18 protein-coding genes and 1 pseudogene are annotated in these 16796 nt (G+C 42.0%); 3 read left to right on the forward strand and 16 right to left on the reverse strand.

Translation table 11 applies throughout. From position 1 onward, the window contains the following. Positions 1 to 481 precede the first annotated feature (481 nt). A complete protein-coding gene (locus LC653_RS04465) occupies positions 482 to 1120 on the reverse strand; it encodes a hypothetical protein (protein WP_229492847.1) in 639 nt (212 codons plus the stop codon). A 565-nt stretch (positions 1121 to 1685) separates the two neighbouring features. On the opposite strand from LC653_RS04465, the gene LC653_RS04470 reads away from it, so the two are divergent. Together LC653_RS04470 and LC653_RS04475 are read left to right on the forward strand one after the other, a co-directional pair. Beyond that, the gene (locus LC653_RS04470) at positions 1686 to 2018 is read left to right on the forward strand and encodes a DUF565 domain-containing protein (RefSeq protein ID WP_229492849.1); all 333 of its coding nucleotides are present in this window, start codon (positions 1686 to 1688) and stop codon (positions 2016 to 2018) included. Positions 2019 to 2035: 17 nt separating this feature from the next. Next, positions 2036 to 3043, forward strand: coding sequence for a glycerate kinase (locus LC653_RS04475; protein ID WP_372478105.1), 1008 nt, complete (start codon positions 2036 to 2038; stop codon positions 3041 to 3043). Between the two features lie 275 nt (positions 3044 to 3318). Here the strand turns inward: LC653_RS04475 and LC653_RS04480 are convergent, their stop codons facing one another. The 14 genes and pseudogenes from LC653_RS04480 to LC653_RS04540 all read right to left on the reverse strand — a co-directional run bounded on the left by LC653_RS04480 (position 3319) and on the right by LC653_RS04540 (position 14378). After that, complete coding sequence (locus tag LC653_RS04480; protein WP_229492852.1) at positions 3319 to 4569, reverse strand: hypothetical protein; 1251 nt, start codon at positions 4567 to 4569, stop codon at positions 3319 to 3321. 3 nt (positions 4570 to 4572) lie between these two features. After that, positions 4573 to 5301, reverse strand: coding sequence for a hypothetical protein (locus tag LC653_RS04485; protein WP_229492854.1), 729 nt, complete (start codon positions 5299 to 5301; stop codon positions 4573 to 4575). A gap of 64 nt (positions 5302 to 5365) precedes the next feature. Continuing rightward, a complete protein-coding gene (locus tag LC653_RS04490) occupies positions 5366 to 7726 on the reverse strand; it encodes a tetratricopeptide repeat protein (protein WP_229492856.1) in 2361 nt (786 codons plus the stop codon). 1049 nt (positions 7727 to 8775) lie between these two features. Continuing rightward, positions 8776 to 9411, reverse strand: coding sequence for a restriction endonuclease subunit R (locus LC653_RS04495; protein WP_229492857.1), 636 nt, complete (start codon positions 9409 to 9411; stop codon positions 8776 to 8778). A gap of 300 nt (positions 9412 to 9711) precedes the next feature. After that, complete coding sequence (gene hisS, locus LC653_RS04500) at positions 9712 to 11100, reverse strand: histidine--tRNA ligase (RefSeq protein ID WP_229492859.1); 1389 nt, start codon at positions 11098 to 11100, stop codon at positions 9712 to 9714. A gap of 141 nt (positions 11101 to 11241) precedes the next feature. Further along, complete coding sequence (locus LC653_RS04505) at positions 11242 to 11379, reverse strand: PIN domain-containing protein (protein WP_229492861.1); 138 nt, start codon at positions 11377 to 11379, stop codon at positions 11242 to 11244. A gap of 140 nt (positions 11380 to 11519) precedes the next feature. Next, positions 11520 to 11726: a hypothetical protein gene (locus LC653_RS04510; RefSeq protein WP_229492863.1), complete on the reverse strand. Its 207-nt coding sequence runs from the start codon at positions 11724 to 11726 to the stop codon at positions 11520 to 11522. A gap of 7 nt (positions 11727 to 11733) precedes the next feature. Further along, on the reverse strand, positions 11734 to 12018 hold the full coding sequence (locus LC653_RS04515) for a GIY-YIG nuclease family protein (protein ID WP_229492865.1): 285 nt from the start codon (positions 12016 to 12018) through the stop codon (positions 11734 to 11736). Positions 12019 to 12310: 292 nt separating this feature from the next. Next, the gene (locus tag LC653_RS04520; RefSeq protein WP_229492867.1) at positions 12311 to 12538 is read right to left on the reverse strand and encodes a hypothetical protein; all 228 of its coding nucleotides are present in this window, start codon (positions 12536 to 12538) and stop codon (positions 12311 to 12313) included. Between the two features lie 3 nt (positions 12539 to 12541). Beyond that, positions 12542 to 12754, reverse strand: a pseudogene (locus LC653_RS46745) (PIN domain-containing protein); the annotation flags it as partial. Then, the gene (locus tag LC653_RS04525) at positions 12745 to 13122 is read right to left on the reverse strand and encodes a type I restriction enzyme HsdR N-terminal domain-containing protein (protein ID WP_229492868.1); all 378 of its coding nucleotides are present in this window, start codon (positions 13120 to 13122) and stop codon (positions 12745 to 12747) included. The gene LC653_RS04525 and the pseudogene LC653_RS46745, both read right to left, overlap by 10 nt. A 218-nt stretch (positions 13123 to 13340) precedes the next feature. Further along, positions 13341 to 13673, reverse strand: a complete 333-nt coding sequence (locus tag LC653_RS04530) for a clan AA aspartic protease (RefSeq protein WP_229492869.1) — start codon at positions 13671 to 13673, stop codon at positions 13341 to 13343. 32 nt (positions 13674 to 13705) lie between these two features. Next, positions 13706 to 13978, reverse strand: coding sequence for a hypothetical protein (locus tag LC653_RS04535; protein WP_069069588.1), 273 nt, complete (start codon positions 13976 to 13978; stop codon positions 13706 to 13708). A 61-nt stretch (positions 13979 to 14039) separates the two neighbouring features. After that, the gene (locus LC653_RS04540) at positions 14040 to 14378 is read right to left on the reverse strand and encodes a hypothetical protein (protein WP_229492871.1); all 339 of its coding nucleotides are present in this window, start codon (positions 14376 to 14378) and stop codon (positions 14040 to 14042) included. A gap of 76 nt (positions 14379 to 14454) precedes the next feature. Here LC653_RS04540 and LC653_RS04545 point away from each other — a divergent pair, with 76 nt between their 5' ends. After that, positions 14455 to 15051: a Uma2 family endonuclease gene (locus LC653_RS04545; RefSeq protein ID WP_229492872.1), complete on the forward strand. Its 597-nt coding sequence runs from the start codon at positions 14455 to 14457 to the stop codon at positions 15049 to 15051. 320 nt (positions 15052 to 15371) lie between these two features. Here LC653_RS04545 and LC653_RS04550 read toward each other — a convergent pair whose 3' ends face one another. Beyond that, positions 15372 to 16790 (reverse strand): aldehyde dehydrogenase family protein, encoded by a 1419-nt coding sequence (locus LC653_RS04550; RefSeq protein WP_229492873.1) that lies wholly within the window; start codon positions 16788 to 16790, stop codon positions 15372 to 15374. Positions 16791 to 16796: the final 6 nt, after the last annotated feature.

The raw sequence follows: 16796 nt of genomic DNA on the forward strand, positions 1-16796 counted from the left end.
AACTTCTCCAACACGTTAGTACATTGTGTTGAAAGTTTACCTAACAAAGGCAGAGGGCAGGGGAAAGAAAATATATTTTTTGCTCTCTGCCACAGGGTTTAGAGCAATACGCTTGGGTTAAACATTTTTTCTCTTCTCTCTGCTTCCTCTGCGCCTCTGCGGTAGCCTGCGGCAAGCCCTCCGGGTTGGTGCAGTCGCTCATGGGGGAAACCCCCATCGCCCTTGGCGTCTCCCCTTGGGAGAAGACCGCGCTGCTTCACCGCTTTGCGTCTACGTTAAAAATTTGACTTTGATAAAGAGTTTTAGCCTTAACCCAAGCGTATTGGGGTTTAGAGCAAGTAAATTTATTTATAAAAAACAAAAAAATATGTATTCATCAAGTAGGCGCAAAAAATACGGTGCAAAGCCTTTTTGCCTCCAGTCCTTCTTAAATCCTCTAAATTTATTTATGAGGATTCCTGTTGCCTTCTGCCTCCTTGGACTATGGACTCAGCACTAGTTGCCATTCTCTGGTTTGGGAATTCCATTTAGGTAATTGAGTTTCGCCGACAACATAGGGCCCCCAGTAACGACGGGAACCATCTTGTGCGAAAGCAACTAAAATATCTCCCTTCTCCAGCTTTAAATTATTCTGAGGTAGGGATAAAATCAGTCCCTTCTCACTACCTTCTTGGGGAGCAAAATCCCAATGTGCCGGTACATCATAGTTAGCCTGTTTAGTCCCAGAGCCTTTTGCTACCGACTGTCGCGCCAGTAAAGCCAACCGTACAGGCTGATTTGTTTGATTGCTCATTCGCAAAGTTCCTTGATCCTTACTTTTGCTAGCTGATTTATCACGCTCTGCCAAGACAGGATAAGTATTCTCTTCAATATTATTATGTTCTACTTGATTGGTTGAGGTAGTTGCTGGAGTAGATAGACTAGCAGAAATACCCTTTTCAGGTGAAACGGGTGTAGAGGAAGCCGTCTCCCACTGAGTAGTTTCAGTAGGCGGTTGTGAAGATGTATCTGGGTTTGTGGACTCAAAGGATAGGCTCACTCCAAAGCATCCCACCAGAGCAACAAGCAGTCCCAAGCAAAAAACTGTAACACCGACGTTACGATATACTGAGGATTTCATATTGATAGTTATTAGAAATAAATATTTTGTCTAAGCTTGACCAAATAGTAGCCTATTATCCCAAAAGGGAATCATAGAAAGTAGTCTAATATAAATAAACTTTCCTAAAATTAGCGATACGAATCTATTATAAGTATCCTTTTGATTAGAAAATATTTGGAGGAAATAATTTCCTTGATGTTTGATAAACAAGGGGTACAAATACCCATTGCTTTGTGTATTGACCGTAGGCTTGGATAAAAACAAGAAAATTAGATACCGAGCCAGCCAATTCATTTGTATAAAGAAAAATAAAAATTTAGTGAAACCACTAGCGGCCCCAACAAGGCGTTTTTTGCCAAACCCTTAGATAAATCTAAGATGCATATTTCATCTTGGGTTAGAATAAACAGCCTTTTAAGGGGCTATACTTCCCTAAAGATGATAGGATGTGCAAATTTGAATCAACGCTGGAAGCCCAGCAGATATCTATAATATTAACAAACAAGCTGATGTTAAAACCAATATCCTCCTTAATATAAAAGATATTTCAAGATGTCTTGACTTTTTCCCAGAAGTCTATCTGATGCAAAACACTCGTCTCAATAACTTATTCGATGCCATTGCTACACGCTTGGGGCAATGGTTTTTAAATCCTTGGCGGCGGCTATCGTTGCAGATAATTAGTTTTTTGTTTGGTTTTTTTCTGGCAAACGTAGCTTCCACTACAGCCGGTCAACGAGCAGAATTAGACATTGTGGTAGCTGGTTTTTTAGTAGTTTTGACGGAAATTACCAGCAGGATATTCTATAGTCGCAGCTTTTTGTCAAGACGATCGCTCTTGATAGATTCACTAAATCTCCTCAAAGTTGGTTTCATCTACGGCCTGTTTCTCGAAGCCTTTAAGCTGGGATCGTAGTGTGGGAGATGAGGAAGATGGAGAAGCAGAAAGCAAGAGAAGCGGCGTTAGCAGATGGGTTGAGGGCAAAAGCTTTTGGAATCACGCCGGAAAATGTCGATGAGGTGATAGAAAAGCGATCGCATTTACTAAAATCTGTTCTCCCAGCTTTTAGCCAATTATGCCAAACTACTTTTCAAATCGAACCCAAGGAAATGTTACAAGTATTGTGGGACTTGTGGCTGCCTTTAGGAATCAAGCTAGCATCGCAGCGCCAACAGTTAGAACGTCCTCTGATTCAAGGAATATTGGGAGGACAAGGCACTGGTAAAACCACAATGTCTAAAGTTCTCAGCTTGATTCTCGATCAGTTGGGATACCGGACTGTAAGTTTATCTTTGGATGACTTATATAAAACTTACAGCGATCGCTTGGTTTTAACACAGCAAGATCCTCGCTTGATTTGGCGCGGCCCACCAGGAACCCACGATGTAGATTTAGGCTTAAATGTACTAGATCAGATCCGCCAGTTGCAAAATCCTGTGATGGTTCCCCGCTTTGATAAATCTGCTTTTGGAGGTGCTGGCGATCGCACTACTTCCGAAATGGTGACAAATGTAGATATTGTACTATTTGAAGGTTGGTTTGTAGGTGTGCGACCAATCAACGCAAATATATTTGATACTGCACCGCCGCCAATTGTCACAGATGAAGATCGAGCATTTGCCCGTGATATGAATCATCGCCTCCACGATTATTTACGATTGTGGGAGAGATTAGACAGCTTAATTGTGCTATATCCAACCGATTACCGATGTTCTTTAGAGTGGCGTAAACAGGCGGAACAGCAGATGATTGCTGCGGGTAAGTCGGGGATGAGCAATGCAGAGATAGAGCAATTTGTCAATTATTTTTGGCGATCGCTCCACCCGGAATTATTCATCAAGCCGTTGGTAAAAGATGCAACAGTGGTTGATATGGTGATTGAGATTCATGCCGATCATAGCTTTGGTCAAGTGTCTTGCGGATTAATTCGTAATTCGTAATTCTTAACTTCTTAGGACTTACGCACGAGTTACGGAATAACGAACCGCAGAGGCGCAGAGGACACGGAGAAATCAGAGTTTGAGAGAGTTTTTGCGTAAGTCCTACTTCTAACTCTTAACTCCTAACTCCTAACTTTTAACTCCTAACTCCTAACAAATTCTGGGGGTTTAAGTCCCCCGCTTCGTCATCGGCAAGTCTCGTGGCTCTTGTCTTTATCCCCGTTGCAAAACTTAATTACGAATTACGAATTACGAATTACGAATTATTTTAGCGGCTATGGTTTTGACGCAGATTTAGAAGCGTTACTAAAGAACCAAGACAAAAGATTTGCAACCGTAGCAGCCCCAAAAGAGAACAGCGCAATAATTGCATCACGAGGTAAAACGCCATCTAACCAGCTACCCTGTATTTGAGAAACTGGAAAATCTTGATCTAAACCAATTTGAATCTCTTTAGTTTTCCCAGAAAAGCGGGCTTCTATCCCCTTTTTTGGCACAATTTGTAGATGGCGTATCAGTTCAATATTTAGAGGAGTATCAGGATTTTCTCCCATCAGAAACTGATTTAGTTTAATGTCCTGTTCCTGACCTACCATGCGGATTTTACCTTCCACAATAGTAGAAATTTTTAAATCGTCTCTGGCATCTTTACCATTTCTGTCTAAATCTAGAAATTTCACATCTTTGGTTTGTATCTTTTCTCTAAACCATTGTTCTGATTCATATTTTGGAGGTTTGACTAGGGTAATATAAATATTGGTACTTGGCGCGATTTCTAAATTAAATTTTTTATTATTTGGATTGACAATAAATTCTAGCGGTGTTTGCTTATCGGGTTGATTTGGTAATTTTAAATCTAGAAATTCATAACCTTCTACTATAACTTTGATTGGTTGTTCACCTAAATAGAGTTCTAATGTATTTTGGTTACTTTTTAAGTCTGATTTAGAGTTAGATTGCAGAGAAAAAGCAAGCTGATTGCGATAAAAGTCATAACTTAATCCAGCTACTTTTGTATTTGGTTGCAGCCGGAGTTCATCTAGGTTTATGTCACTTGTTGTTTGGAGATTAGCTGGGGCAATAATCCATCTACTATCGCTGTCTTTAAGCTGAATTTTTAAGGAGTCTAACTGATTAAGTTCTGACCAAGTTTCACTTTCAAAATTGCCTGTAAAAGTTAGGGTTTGTCTGCCTTCATTTTCTAGTTCTTTAATACCACGAATATTTTGAAGAAAGAGTTTAGGTTGTTGTCCATTATAGATAAAGCTCATTTCTTTAAAAGTGAGATTACCTTCAAATGTATGAGTGCCCGGTACAATAGCGGCAAAGGTGACGAGAGTCAAAACTAAAAGTAGCAGCAACACCAACAATGAATTTCGATGATTTGAAATAGTTCGTAGTAAGCGCTTTAGCGCTGAAGCACTGACTACAAACAAAGCAACTAGATATGTTTTCAGAAAATTCAACCATTGGCGAATATTGATGAAGTTGGGAAACTTTTGTTTGGCTTTTTGCCGAGATGCCATGATTTATTTCAACCAATTTGGGTTATGTTCAAATACAATTCGTCTTTCGATGCGATCGCTAGCTTCACCTATTCGGTTAATAAAAGCAACGTAGTGCATTTCATAGCGCCCAGATGGGGCATTGCGACCATCCCAGGTAAAAATAATTTCACCCTTTTTCGGGTTGGGGCGGGAAGTGCTATAGATTGCTGGTTGACCTTTGGAGAGGATTTCAAAGGTGGTAAATCTCACTCGGTCTTGGGAATAAAAGACAAATTCATACTTACCCGAAGTTTGCCCCAGAATGACTGGAACATAGACAGGTTGGGAACCAAGGTTATAGGATGCCATAGCGCGAAGGCTGTTAGCTGGTATTTTTGCTTGCCTGAGAACGTAAGTATCCCAGCTAAAGCTGAAGCGCGAACCATTATTAGACATTAACAAGTCATCCATTTGATAGTGATAATTATCACCCAAGGATTTCACTATTACTTGAGGATTTTTACCTCCATTGATGCGGGGAATTTGCACTGTCAGGGTTTTGCCGAAATTAGCAAGGTTGCGGGTAGCAATGGAAATTAAGCTCAAGCTATTGCCGCTTAATTGTTCTTCTTTGACACCTTCGCAACGGTTGGGTGGTTTGCGGCGGATATAATCGGTAGATTTTGGGTTCCCTTCTGGGCAAGAAGCAGCAGCAGGAAGATGGCTGACGCTGAAGATTAATAGGCTGGCAAGAATAATTTTATAATTCATAGTTTATTCAAAGTAAAGAAACAGAAAAGTGATTCATCACTTGTAGAGACGCGATTAATCGCGTCTATTTCATTTTCCAGGTAGACAGTTGTTTTTGAATCTCAGACATGGAATAAGCCAAATCTCGGCCTTCACCTGTTTTTCGGGCGAAGACGATACCTAAAAGTTGATTTTGCGAATCAATTACAGGACTGCCAGAATAACCGGGTTTGAGTCCAGCTTGAGATATTTCTAATCGCTGGTTTTGATAGCTATTGATTTGTCCTGATTGCATAGACCAAGATTTATCTTCACCTCTTTGAGCAGAATGACCAATAACCCGAATGGGCATTTTCGGGGTAATGGCAGTTGATGAGATGGGTAAAGGTTGGATATCTTCTGGCAGATTACCGATAACTTCCAAAACTGCTAAATCGAGTTGTTCGTTAACAGAAGTCATTTGGAACAGCTTGGCATTTCGCCGCATTCGCACTCGGTTTGGCGGTGGTGAACTGAAAAATTCGACTTGAATATTTTTACCCTGTTCATAGCCATCAAAAATGATATGACGATTAGTGAGAATCAATGTCCGGTTGTCTTCTCGCTTAATTATTACGCCAGTTCCACTCTCAATTCCTTGGCGTTCAATACTCAGAGGAAAATTCGCAGTAATGCGTACCACAGAACGCTTAACTGGTAGAGTGGGATCATCTTTAGGCAACCATTGGCGATCGTCTTCTACACTACCTAGTTTATTCTCTTGCTCCGTCCGTAAGCGTCTTGCTTCTATATTGTTGTTACTGGCATAGATATAATTAGGGTCAATCTTTTCTGCTTTGTCAAAATGTTCAATGGCTTTTTTTAGTTTCTCTTGCTCTTGGAATGCTAAACCTAAGCCATTGTGAGCAGCAGTATGAGCCGTGGTTGGGGTTCCAGAATTGTCTTCTGGCAATGTTAGGGCTTTTTCGTAGGCGGCAACTGCTGCATCTAATTTCTTCTGCTCCCTCAGGGCAACGCCGAGATTGTAGTAAGCAGTAGCTAAGTTGGGGTTGAGTTGAATTGCTTTTTCGTAGGCGGCAACTGCTGCATCTAATTTCTTCTGGTCGTACAGGGCAATGCCGAGATTGTTGTAAGCAGTAGCTAAGTTGGGGTTGAGTTGAATTGCTTTTTCGTAGGCGGCAACTGCTGCATCTAATTTCTTCTGGTCGTACAGGGCATTGCCGAGATTGTAGTAAGCATCAGCATATTTGGGGTTGAGTTGAATTGCTTTTTCGTAGGCGGCAACTGCTGCATCTAATTTCTTCTGCTCCCTCAGGGCAATGCCGAGATTGTAGTAAGCATCAGCATATTTGGGGTTGAGTTGAATTGCTTTTTCGTAGGCGGCAACTGCTGCATCTAATTTCTTCTGCTCCCTCAGGACAAGGCCGAGATTGTTGTAAGCAGTAGCAAAGTTGGGGTTGAGTTGAATCGCTTTTTCGTAAGCGGCAACTGCTGCATCTAATTTCTTCTGGTCGTACAGGGCATTGCCGAGATTGTTGTAAGCATTAGCTAAGTTGGGGTTGAGTTGAATTGCTTTTTCGTAAGCGGCAACTGCTGCATCTAATTTCTTCTGGTCGTACAGGGCATTGCCGAGATTGTTGTAAGCATCAGCATCGTTGGGGTTGAGTTGAATTGCTTTTTCGTAGGCGGCAACTGCTGCATCTAATTTCTTCTGCTCCCTCAGGGCAATGCCGAGATTGTAGTAAGCATTAGCTAAGTTGGGGTTGAGTTGAATTGCTTTTTCGTAGGCGGCAACTGCTGCATCTAATTTCTTCTGCTCCCTCAGGGCAATGCCGAGATTGTAGTAAGCATCAGCATATTTGGGGTTGAGTTGAATTGCTTTTTCGTAGGCGGCAACTGCTGCATCTAATTTCTTCTGGTCGTACAGGGCAATGCCTAGACCGTTGTAAGCATAAGCTAAGTTGGGGTTGAGTTGAATTGCTTTTTCGTAGGCGGCAACTGCTGCATCTAATTTCTTCTGGTCGTACAGGGCATTGCCTAGACCGTTGTAAGCAGTCGCCAAGTTAGGGTTAAGTTGCAAAGCTTTCTGGTGAGATGCTAATGCCTCCTCTTGTTTCCCTTGAGCATTTAGCACGTTCCCTATACCCACGTAAGCTTCAGCATCATTTTTGTTGATTTCCAAAGCTTTCTGGTGCACTGCTAATGCCTCCTCTATTTTCCCCTGTCGCCGCAAAGCATTCCCCAAATTGTTATAAGCTTTGCCATTATTGGGTTCAAGTTGCAAAACTTTACGCCAAATTGTCTCCGCTTGGGAGTTGTTACCCACTGTTTCGGCAGCGTTACCTTGTTGAAATAGCTGTTCGATATTGTTTTGAGCAACTACAAACTGGGGTGTCGTAGCCAGAGATAGAGTTAAAAATAAAATAGTAAATATACGGTTGTGCATAATCATGCTAATACGTTCTCAGATTCTATCAGGACTCACGAAAAACTCGCCAAAAACCTGATGAATCTTTGAGACATACTCGTGAACGAGTCTTTGATACTCGTTAATGAGTCTTTGAACTCCATTAATGAGGCTTTGATACTCGTTAATGAGTCTTTGAACTCCATTAATGAGGCTTTGATACTCGTTAATGAGTCTTTGAACTCCATTAATGAGGCTTTGATACTCGTGAATGAGTCTTTGAACTCCGTTAATGAGGCTTTGATACTCGTGAATGAGTCTTTGAACTCCGTTAATGAGGCTTTGATACTCGTGAATGAGTCTTTGAACTCCGTTAACGAGTCTTTGATACTCGTGGACGAGTCTTTGATACTCGTGAACGCGGTTTGCAGTTGAGTTTAATATAGACCTAACCCCCAGTCCTTTCGCTTGTAGGGCTTGTTATTACCCAGATTTTTTGTAACAGTCAAAGTATTGCGCTGACCCATATCCCGCCCAGAACTTAAGTTCTGCGGCTCAGAGCTACTGTCCACTCAAGTGGACTAAATATTTTTGTTGAGTCCTCTTGAGAGGACTTAAGCTATTAGCCACTGTCCACTCAAGTGGACTAAAATTTTTGTTGAGTCCTCTTGAGAGGACTTAAGCTATTAGCCTTGGAATTCTATTCCAAGGCGGGATAAGCTGATGTGCAGCTAAATTGCTATAAGACTAGGACTTACGTAAAACTACACGCTGTAGGGGCAATTCATGAATTGCCCCTACCTAACAATAAGGGTTTCGGCTATTGTTTGCGTAAGTCCTGAAGACGAAAACGTAAAATTATTGTAGTGCGGGCATCTTACCCGCATCCCATATACAAATTAAATACGTAACAGTTTAGCAACGAAGTCAGAGATTAAAAAGATGTTGGTAATGACAAACCCTACTAGCGTTGAGGAGTAAGGCTGAAAGCCTCTCTCTTTGTAGGAGACAGGAATGGAAGTGAGGTCAAAGTCTATTACATACAAAAGCGATCGCTTGAATAATTCTTACCATGTGATATATTTTTTTTAAAGCTGACAAATTGTTTTTAAAACTTGTAACAACTGAGTTGAACGCTCTCTTTCCATTAAATTTAATTCTGGTAACAGATAATAAATAGGGGGATTTCCTTGTTCGATATAGACAAACTGATAACTTCTACCATTAGTTGTTAATCCCCAAACTGATTTTTGATTATCTAAATTTTTATAAGAGTATGTGAGTAGCTGAGATAAACCTGTTGATATATCAATCTGACTATTTTTAGATTCAATTAACAGTACCCAAAAATATGTTTGAGGTTTTGTGTGTTTAGCTTTACTAACAGCTAAAATATCAAATCTACCTTTAATTTTGATATCTTCATCTTCAACTTCAATATCAGCAATATTCTCCTCCAAAACAATCTCAATAGGATAGCGATAAAAACCAGCTAATCTTAGTAAAGGAGCAACTGTAAGAAACTTTACCTGACCTTCAGTAACTTTGCCTGCTGTAAGGTAACGTCGAAAGTCATTTCTAATTTGCAGAAGTTCCTGCTGTTCTACTTCCGTGAGAGGTTCCAGAGATAAGTAGTTAGAAAATGAATCACTGTATTGTTCTTGAAAGCCAAACAGACGCTGAACTTCTTCTAAGGATAAATTACGAGCGTTGAGAATTGTCATATATTTTTGCTTGATTAAGTAAGGTGCAACCCAATCGAAGTTATCTATATAAAACCTATGTTAACCCCTGATTGACTGAACAACTTTGTTAAACTGCAACAAAAAAGATTTGTCAGTTAATCAAATATTAATCCTCAAGAAACTCCTCTTTAACTTCGTGACTCTGTGTTCTCTGTGCCTCTGTGGTTAAATAAAAAACTTTTGAACCGCAGAGACGCAGAGAAGCCAGTGCGCCCTTGCGGTTCCCCGACTTGAAGCAACTGGCGCGGCGCAGAGAGAAAAAGAGATGTTAAAAGTATATTAGCCAAGTCTTTTTTTAACTTCTTCAGCCAAATCTACTAGTAGCACTTCTACTTGCTCACCTGTTTTCAAATCTTTCAGTGAGGACTTTTGCGCTGCTGCTTCCTCAGAACCAATAATTACACAAAATTGAATTCCTTGTTTATCGGCTAGCTGAAATTGTTTACCCAAGGGACGCTTATCAAAGTTAGTGATGACATTAATTCCAGCCTGACGCAGATGTTGCGAAACTTTTAAATAAGTTGGCATTAAATCTTCTTGCATATTTACTACCATCACTTGGGCTGGTGTTGCAGCTAAGGTACTAAGAATACCAGCTTTTAACAAGCGACTAATTAAGCGAGTTAAGCCAATAGAAATGCCTACACCAGGCATTTTCTCACCCAAAAATACCCCGACTAATTCTTCATATCTCCCGCCAGAACAGATACTACCTAAGGCTTCATGTCCTAATAAGGTTGTTTCGTAAACTGTACCAGTATAGTAATCAAGTCCACGGGCAATGGATAAATCAATACAGAAACGATTTTCGGCAACTCCGAGATTACGCACACCTGCAATTACCGTTTCTAATTCGGTAACTCCCAGGCTCAATTGCTCGGTTTCAGATAAATTTTGGGCGAGATGCTTAAGTTTATCTAATACTTCATCAACGGAACCATCTATTTTAATAAAATCAATAATTTTTTGAGTCTGTTCTCCTGAAACTCCCTCTTTCTCTAGTTCTTGTTTTACTTTAGTTTCACCAATTTTTTCTAAATTATCAACAATACCAATACACGATTTAATTTTATCTTCAGTAATTCCTACTGACTTAAAGAAACCTGTAAGAACTTTACGATTATTGATGCGAATCAAAAACTCACCAATATTTATTGCTTCAAATATCTCAGTGATAATTGCAGGCATCTGAGCATCATAGAGCAAGCTGAGTTCACGACGAGCAACTACATCAATATCGCACTGGCGAAACTGACGAAAACGCCCATCTTTTGCTCGTTCACCACGAAAAACCACATCCATTTGGTAACGGGCAAAGGGAAAGGTTAACTCATTTAGGTGACGGGCAATATACGCTGCTAATGGAACTGTTTGATCAAACTTTAAAGCTCTTGCTTCTGAACCAGTTTCACCCGATTTATCTCTCTCGGCTTGTCGATTTGGTGGCAGGATGGGGTCAATGCCATAGATGATATTATCGCCTTGATTTCCTTTAGCTTGCAGCACTTCTAAACGTTCTACAGCAGGTGTTTCGATGGGCGTAAATCCATAGCTTTCAAAAACTCTACGGATGATATCTAGCAAATATAATTCTAGACGCTTTTCACTAGGCAGAAATTCTGGAAAACCGCTAGGAGTAGAAAAGTTTATTTTGTCACCTTTTGCCATGCGTGTACCTTACTAAGTTGAAAGTTGTCAAAGACGGCTTTAATCATCGCTGGCATAACTTGATGCGATGCATAACGAATTCCGTTTGTAGCACTTCCCCGTCAGTTTTTCAGGAGAAACTCAAGGTTGAAAGCGAAAGTGTTAAAGTGATCTGACTTGGGCAATGGTTTCAAAGTCGCGATCGCTGTGAATCAGAAGCAAATTATTTTCCAGAACCGTTTGAGCAATGCAGTAATCGATTGGGCTATCCCACTGCTGATGCTTCAGTCGTGACAGCAAAGATTAGAACTTGACCTGAAGCATAACAAATTCCGTTTTTCTTCCAAGCGATCGCGTTTCTCGTCGGCCTCTAATGTTCCTCTTTATCCACACCAATATCTTTCGCCAGTCCCACCGCCTGCGATCGCCAGTTGACGCTTTTATTGTCCACGCCCTGGCTTGCAATCTGCAAAACCCAACGTTTCTGTGTCGAGAAAACTTGCAATTGCCATCTCAATAACTGCTTCGATTGGATATTCAATTTCAGTAGCACGAGCAATTAGAGCGGCGCGAATTCGTTCAGGTAAGCATCCTAAAATAATTTCGGCATCATTGGGGGAAAGTTGCTCTTGGAGTTTGGCTTGCATCGCTTTACTACCCTTCGGTTGGAATTTGGACGTTGTAAGGAGGTTCGGTAGCTCTTAAAATAATGGCTTCTAGCTCCAATAGTAACGTAGGGTTTTCCCAATATGAAATGAATTGCACTGCGATTCGCACATCTTCATCGTTATACTTATCGAGCCACGCCCACAAAAAAGCTTTGTGTCCACCACTGAAACGCCCCCGCAAGCTTTTGGTTTTACCGATGTACAGCAATCCCTCAGTCCTGTGCCTGATTGCATAGATGCCAGGACGAGCCGGAATACTTGCTTTCCTCACGGGTCAAGGGTTGGCATTGTTCAAAGGGAATCAAGGCGATCGCATCCAGAATTCTCCGAGCTTGAGCTTGAAGTTCAGAATCATTTGTCGGCATGAAGACGAAAGGGGTGATTGCACAGAAATCATACTCTCACGAATTCTGCCATAACCTACAATCACCCTATGTAAAAGACTTTAAGAGGCTGTGACGATCGCTAAAGCAGCGGAAGCGATCGGGCAAGAAACTGCTGGCGAACTTGACTGCGACTGTCTTAAAAGTCAAGCGTTCGCGTTCCTCGTCGGCTTCTAACAGCTAAGTTAAGCCGCAGCTAGTATCCGTTGTATTACCACCAATATCTCTGGCTCGTCCGCTCCAACGTTTTGTTAGACTGGGTTTTCGTGACAAGTTCACGACTTCTCTGCCGCTTTCTGCTTCCTTCTTGCGTAGGTCTGCAAATATTGCATCTAAATCATAGTTGAAAGACTTCGCATACTCTTCACGGATTTGGTGGATCTCTTCGACAATCTCATCTGTCCACATGACCTAATATCCCATTAGTTCGTTGGGTGTGCAAAGGATAGGCAATACATAGCCAAAATCAAGGCTAATCTCGGCTAACTTACCCTGGATTTGAGCATTAGCAATATGTTTACAATTCCACGTTAACAGATAATCCATGCCGTGGATAGTTGCGGCGGCAATGTGAATCGCGTCTATCTTTGCTTTCGGAGGCAGATTACTCCAAGTCAGGAATTCTGATCTTTCCCATCCTTTAGCTTTGGCTTCTTTAGCTCTACAATCATGTAAACTGTGTTCAGACGATCTTTGTCCATCACCACAATGTCTGCCCGTTTCACCTCCCGCCCAAAGTTCACCCCATACTCGACTTGAATACGACTGAAGGGATAGTGGAGGCGTTTATTCAAAACCTGTAAATATAGCTGCCGAATTGCTTCCTCTGGCGTAAGCTTAATTGCCTTCTGACGCACCAAACAAACGATATAAGGCACTTCGCCACTTTTGGTTGCTTTAAAAGTAATGCTCTGCTCTAACTGCTCAATTTCCGCCGCAGTAAACTGCGACAGTTTGTAGTTTGAGTCTTTGAGGATATCGGCTAGGTTCATCAGGCGCTACAGGATCTACATAAAGGCTTAGTCCGTTATAGAGTGTAACGCTATTGTAGAAACCGACCTATAGGTTTTCTTAATAGTTTGAAGGCAACTTTCTAATTCTAAATATATAAGAGATGCCAAAATTGAAGCATTGATGCGATGCCTCCGGCGGGCTACGCCTACGCCAAGCAATGGGCATCATTCACCGTGAATGCTTTACTTTGGCAAGATTACAAAATTTCATCAACCAGGACAGTACCACCTTCATAAAAATCAATGCTGAGATGATAATCTGCAAGTAGTGCAGTTCCCAGGAGAGGACGACGACCCATCGCCAACACAATGACTTCTCGCTCCGTACCGTTCCAAACAATCTTTATTGCATGAGCATTTGTTGTAGTTTTGGAATTGTCGGCAAGATTTGCTTGAATTTTAGCAATATATGGCAAGCTAAGTTTTGCAACCAGATCAGGTGGCAAGGTAAGAAAACCTTCAAACCCCGTATCAATAACAAACTCAATTTCTACATCTGACTTGTCTTCCAAACGAACCAAAACACTCATTCGTGCTTGAAGCCCAACCACCGTCCCATGTATCACTGTATCGTCCTGACTAATGAACCACCAACAGCATACACGGCATCATAACCAATCCTTTCTGCCCAAATTGCTGCATCAGGCTGTTTGGCTTGCAAACGACGGCTTGTTACCAGCAAATCATCACCAATTTCATATTCACCTGTTTCAACATTGATGGAAATTAATTTGCCAATATTCTCTACTGTCTCAACTTGGGAACGGATATGTTTTTCGTAGAATTCTTTACCACGTTGGATAATTTCTTCGTCACTTAGTTTCGGATAAGACATACAGGCAAGCTTCCAAGTAAAGCATTTGATCGCCCTATTTATTATAGTGTGCAACTTATTGTTAAACGACAAGGAAACGAGCAGCGATGCCTGTCATCTCATATTCCCGGCTGTCTTTGCCATACTTCAACACCACGCCACTGACCAAGTAAACGAACAGACTTGTGTTCTCAACGAATGGACTTGTGTTTTCAACGAATGGACTTGTGTTCTCAACGAATGGACTTGTGTTCTGAACCAAAACTATCAAAATTCTTCCAAGCGCTTTGGTTATCGTGGACGAAACTGTACCAGAAGCGATCGCCTCTGATAAAACAGATATTTTGAACAGATGAGAATGCGATCGCTTTTTGATCGCCGCAATGTAGAGACGCGATTCATCGCGTCTTCTGAGATTCATCGCGTCTTCTGAGATTCATCGCGTCTTCTTTAATTAATAATAAATGCCACAATAATAGAAGCCACACAGAAGTATTATGACTACAGCCCAACGATTGACGTTTGAGCAATACCTAGAGATAGATGATGGGACGGAAAACCGTTATGAACTTGTTGATGGGAGGCTAATAGAATTGCCGCCAGAGTCAGAACCAAATACGTCCCTTGCAAATTACCTGTTTCTGCTATTAGTTAGTGCTGGAATGCCTTTTCGACGGGTACAGCCTCATGCTTGCGAACTTCAAGTACCAGTCCTTGAGGCTGGCGATCCTGCAAATCGCTACCCTGATTTGGTGATCCTCCGGGAGGAACACTTAGAGCTGACTCGGAAGCGGTTGACTATTACTTTTGACGTTCTTCCACCGCACTTGGTGGTTGAAGTGGTGTCTCCAGGTCAGAGCAATCGGGATAGAGACTATGTGCGGAAGCGGAAACAATACGCAGCACGCGGTGTTCTTGAATACTGGCTGATTGATCCAGAGGAACAGGCGATCGCCATTCTACAATTGTCAGAAGGCAGTTATCGTGAAGCTGGCAGGTTTATCGGGAGTACGCAGATTAAATCTCCGGAACTGGAGCGCTTGGGTATTCAGCTACAACTAACAGCTGAACAAATTTTTGATGTCGTTAAGTAGTTTGGTGCGATTCATGCTTCTCCAAAATGCCACATTAACAATTCAAAATTCACGCATTCAAACATTTTAGACATTTTCAGATGGGGATTTAAACCCCAACTGAAACTGCGCTACGTGTAATGGTTGGGGTCTTAAACCCTTTAATTTCCAATAATGGCAACCGATAGAAGTCCGACTCAGCCAACCCATCATTAATATCTCGTGCTTCCTGCTCTAAACGTGACTGAGAATGCGATGCCTTTCCTGCGGAACGCTACGCGAACGGCGGCAAGCTACGCCATTGGTTACGGTAATGAGTTGCATAGTGATGATGGCATTGCTCACTCCCCATTCTCAAACCACCAAGGGTCATTAGTAGCGTTAGTTTTAATCAAAATAGCTTTTTTTCGCATGAACCGTTTCAGCGCCGCCGCACCCATGCGTGACCCTCCCATACCGGAGAATTTGAAGGCATTTTTCTCTCCCTCGTGCATAATGGCGGTGAGTGCAGCATCGTTGATACTAATAGCACCTGCATCTATCTGCTGGGAAACTTCTAAGGCTTCGGCTTCCGAGGCAAAGACAGCAGCACTCAATCCATAAATTGAGTCGTTCGCTAAAGACACTGCTTCCTCTACTGTGGAAAAAGGCATTACTGGCATAATTGGGCCGAATGTCTCTTCGGTCATCACTTTCATAGAATGATTAACCTGGGTGAGAACTGTCGGACGACACCACCAACCCCCCCCTAAATCTTCAATTACACCGCCGCAGTGAATTACTGCTCCCTTTTCAACTGCATCTAAAAGATGGTCGCTAATAATTGCTGCTTGTCTTTCGGCGATAATGGGGCCAATTTCTCCACTTTCGACTGTGGGGTAGGCTAGCCCAAGGCGATAAGCTTTGGCTACTAATTGATGGTAAAACTTTTCAAATATCGATTCAGCAACATAAATTCGCTCAATTGATAAGCACGACTGTCCGGTGTTGACGACGGAACCCCACAATATTGCTGAGGTTGCTAATTCTAAATTGGCTGATTCTAAAACGATCGCAGGGTCTTTTCCGCCTAATTCCAAAAAAGCCGGAATAAACCGTTTAGCAGCCGCTTCTGCTACTTTTCGCCCCGTAGCTACACTGCCTGTAAAGCACACCAAATCTACATTATCAATCAAAGCAGATCCAGTTTCGCCTGCTCCTTCAACAAAAGTTAATACGTCGCGCAATTCAGGAACGGCGCTGATTGCTGTTTTCAGTGGTGCTACGAAGCGGGGAGCAATTTCACTGGGTTTAACAATGACAGCACAACCCGCCAGTAATGCCGGGATAGTATCAATAGTTGACAGTAACAGGGGAAAATTCCACGGGCTAATTACCCCAACTAGGGGATAAGGAACCGATGTTTGTTGCAAAGCGATAAATGGAATTGCTGTATTTTTTGCAGAGTCTTGCAGCAATTCCGGCGCTGACTTACACCAGCGATCAATGCTAGAGAGGAAGGAGTCTATTTCCAATACTGAGGTCGATAATCTTCCTGTATCATTTACCAAAGCCTCCGTCAAGCGATCGCGCCCTGATAATATCGCTTCCTTCCACTGCTGTAAGGCTTCAATTCTCCCCTCTAAACCCAGTTGCTGCCAGCGAACTTGCGCCCTGCGGGTGCGCTTACATTGCTGTGTCAGCAGCCTTGGGGGCGGCGGGATAATTACGTAGTCAAATTTGCCAGTTCGAGGATTGCGGACTTCTATTGGATTAGTCATTGGTCA

It is taken from the genome of Nostoc mirabile CHAB5784, assembly GCF_020829645.1.
Lineage (GTDB): Bacteria > Cyanobacteriota > Cyanobacteriia > Cyanobacteriales > Nostocaceae > Nostoc > Nostoc mirabile.

Bases quoted from the DNA above. Each gene is read 5' to 3' on its own strand.
- LC653_RS04525 (WP_229492868.1), bottom strand. From the start codon at position 13,122: ATGAACCTAGCCGATATCCTCAAAGACTCAAACTACAAACTGTCGCAG.
- LC653_RS04535 (WP_069069588.1), bottom strand. From the start codon at position 13,978: ATGTCTTATCCGAAACTAAGTGACGAAGAAATTATCCAACGTGGTAAA.
- LC653_RS04545 (WP_229492872.1), top strand. From the start codon at position 14,455: ATGACTACAGCCCAACGATTGACGTTTGAGCAATACCTAGAGATAGAT.
- LC653_RS04490 (WP_229492856.1), bottom strand. From the start codon at position 7,726: ATGCACAACCGTATATTTACTATTTTATTTTTAACTCTATCTCTGGCT.
- LC653_RS04480 (WP_229492852.1), bottom strand. From the start codon at position 4,569: ATGGCATCTCGGCAAAAAGCCAAACAAAAGTTTCCCAACTTCATCAAT.
- LC653_RS04510 (WP_229492863.1), bottom strand. From the start codon at position 11,726: ATGCAAGCCAAACTCCAAGAGCAACTTTCCCCCAATGATGCCGAAATT.
- LC653_RS04520 (WP_229492867.1), bottom strand. From the start codon at position 12,538: ATGTGGACAGATGAGATTGTCGAAGAGATCCACCAAATCCGTGAAGAG.
- LC653_RS04495 (WP_229492857.1), bottom strand. From the start codon at position 9,411: ATGACAATTCTCAACGCTCGTAATTTATCCTTAGAAGAAGTTCAGCGT.
- LC653_RS04475 (WP_372478105.1), top strand. From the start codon at position 2,036: ATGGAGAAGCAGAAAGCAAGAGAAGCGGCGTTAGCAGATGGGTTGAGG.
- LC653_RS04540 (WP_229492871.1), bottom strand. From the start codon at position 14,378: ATGAATCTCAGAAGACGCGATGAATCGCGTCTCTACATTGCGGCGATC.
- LC653_RS04470 (WP_229492849.1), top strand. From the start codon at position 1,686: ATGCAAAACACTCGTCTCAATAACTTATTCGATGCCATTGCTACACGC.
- LC653_RS04485 (WP_229492854.1), bottom strand. From the start codon at position 5,301: ATGAATTATAAAATTATTCTTGCCAGCCTATTAATCTTCAGCGTCAGC.
- LC653_RS04465 (WP_229492847.1), bottom strand. From the start codon at position 1,120: ATGAAATCCTCAGTATATCGTAACGTCGGTGTTACAGTTTTTTGCTTG.
- LC653_RS04550 (WP_229492873.1), bottom strand. From the start codon at position 16,790: ATGACTAATCCAATAGAAGTCCGCAATCCTCGAACTGGCAAATTTGAC.
- hisS (WP_229492859.1), bottom strand. From the start codon at position 11,100: ATGGCAAAAGGTGACAAAATAAACTTTTCTACTCCTAGCGGTTTTCCA.
- LC653_RS04530 (WP_229492869.1), bottom strand. From the start codon at position 13,673: ATGAGTGTTTTGGTTCGTTTGGAAGACAAGTCAGATGTAGAAATTGAG.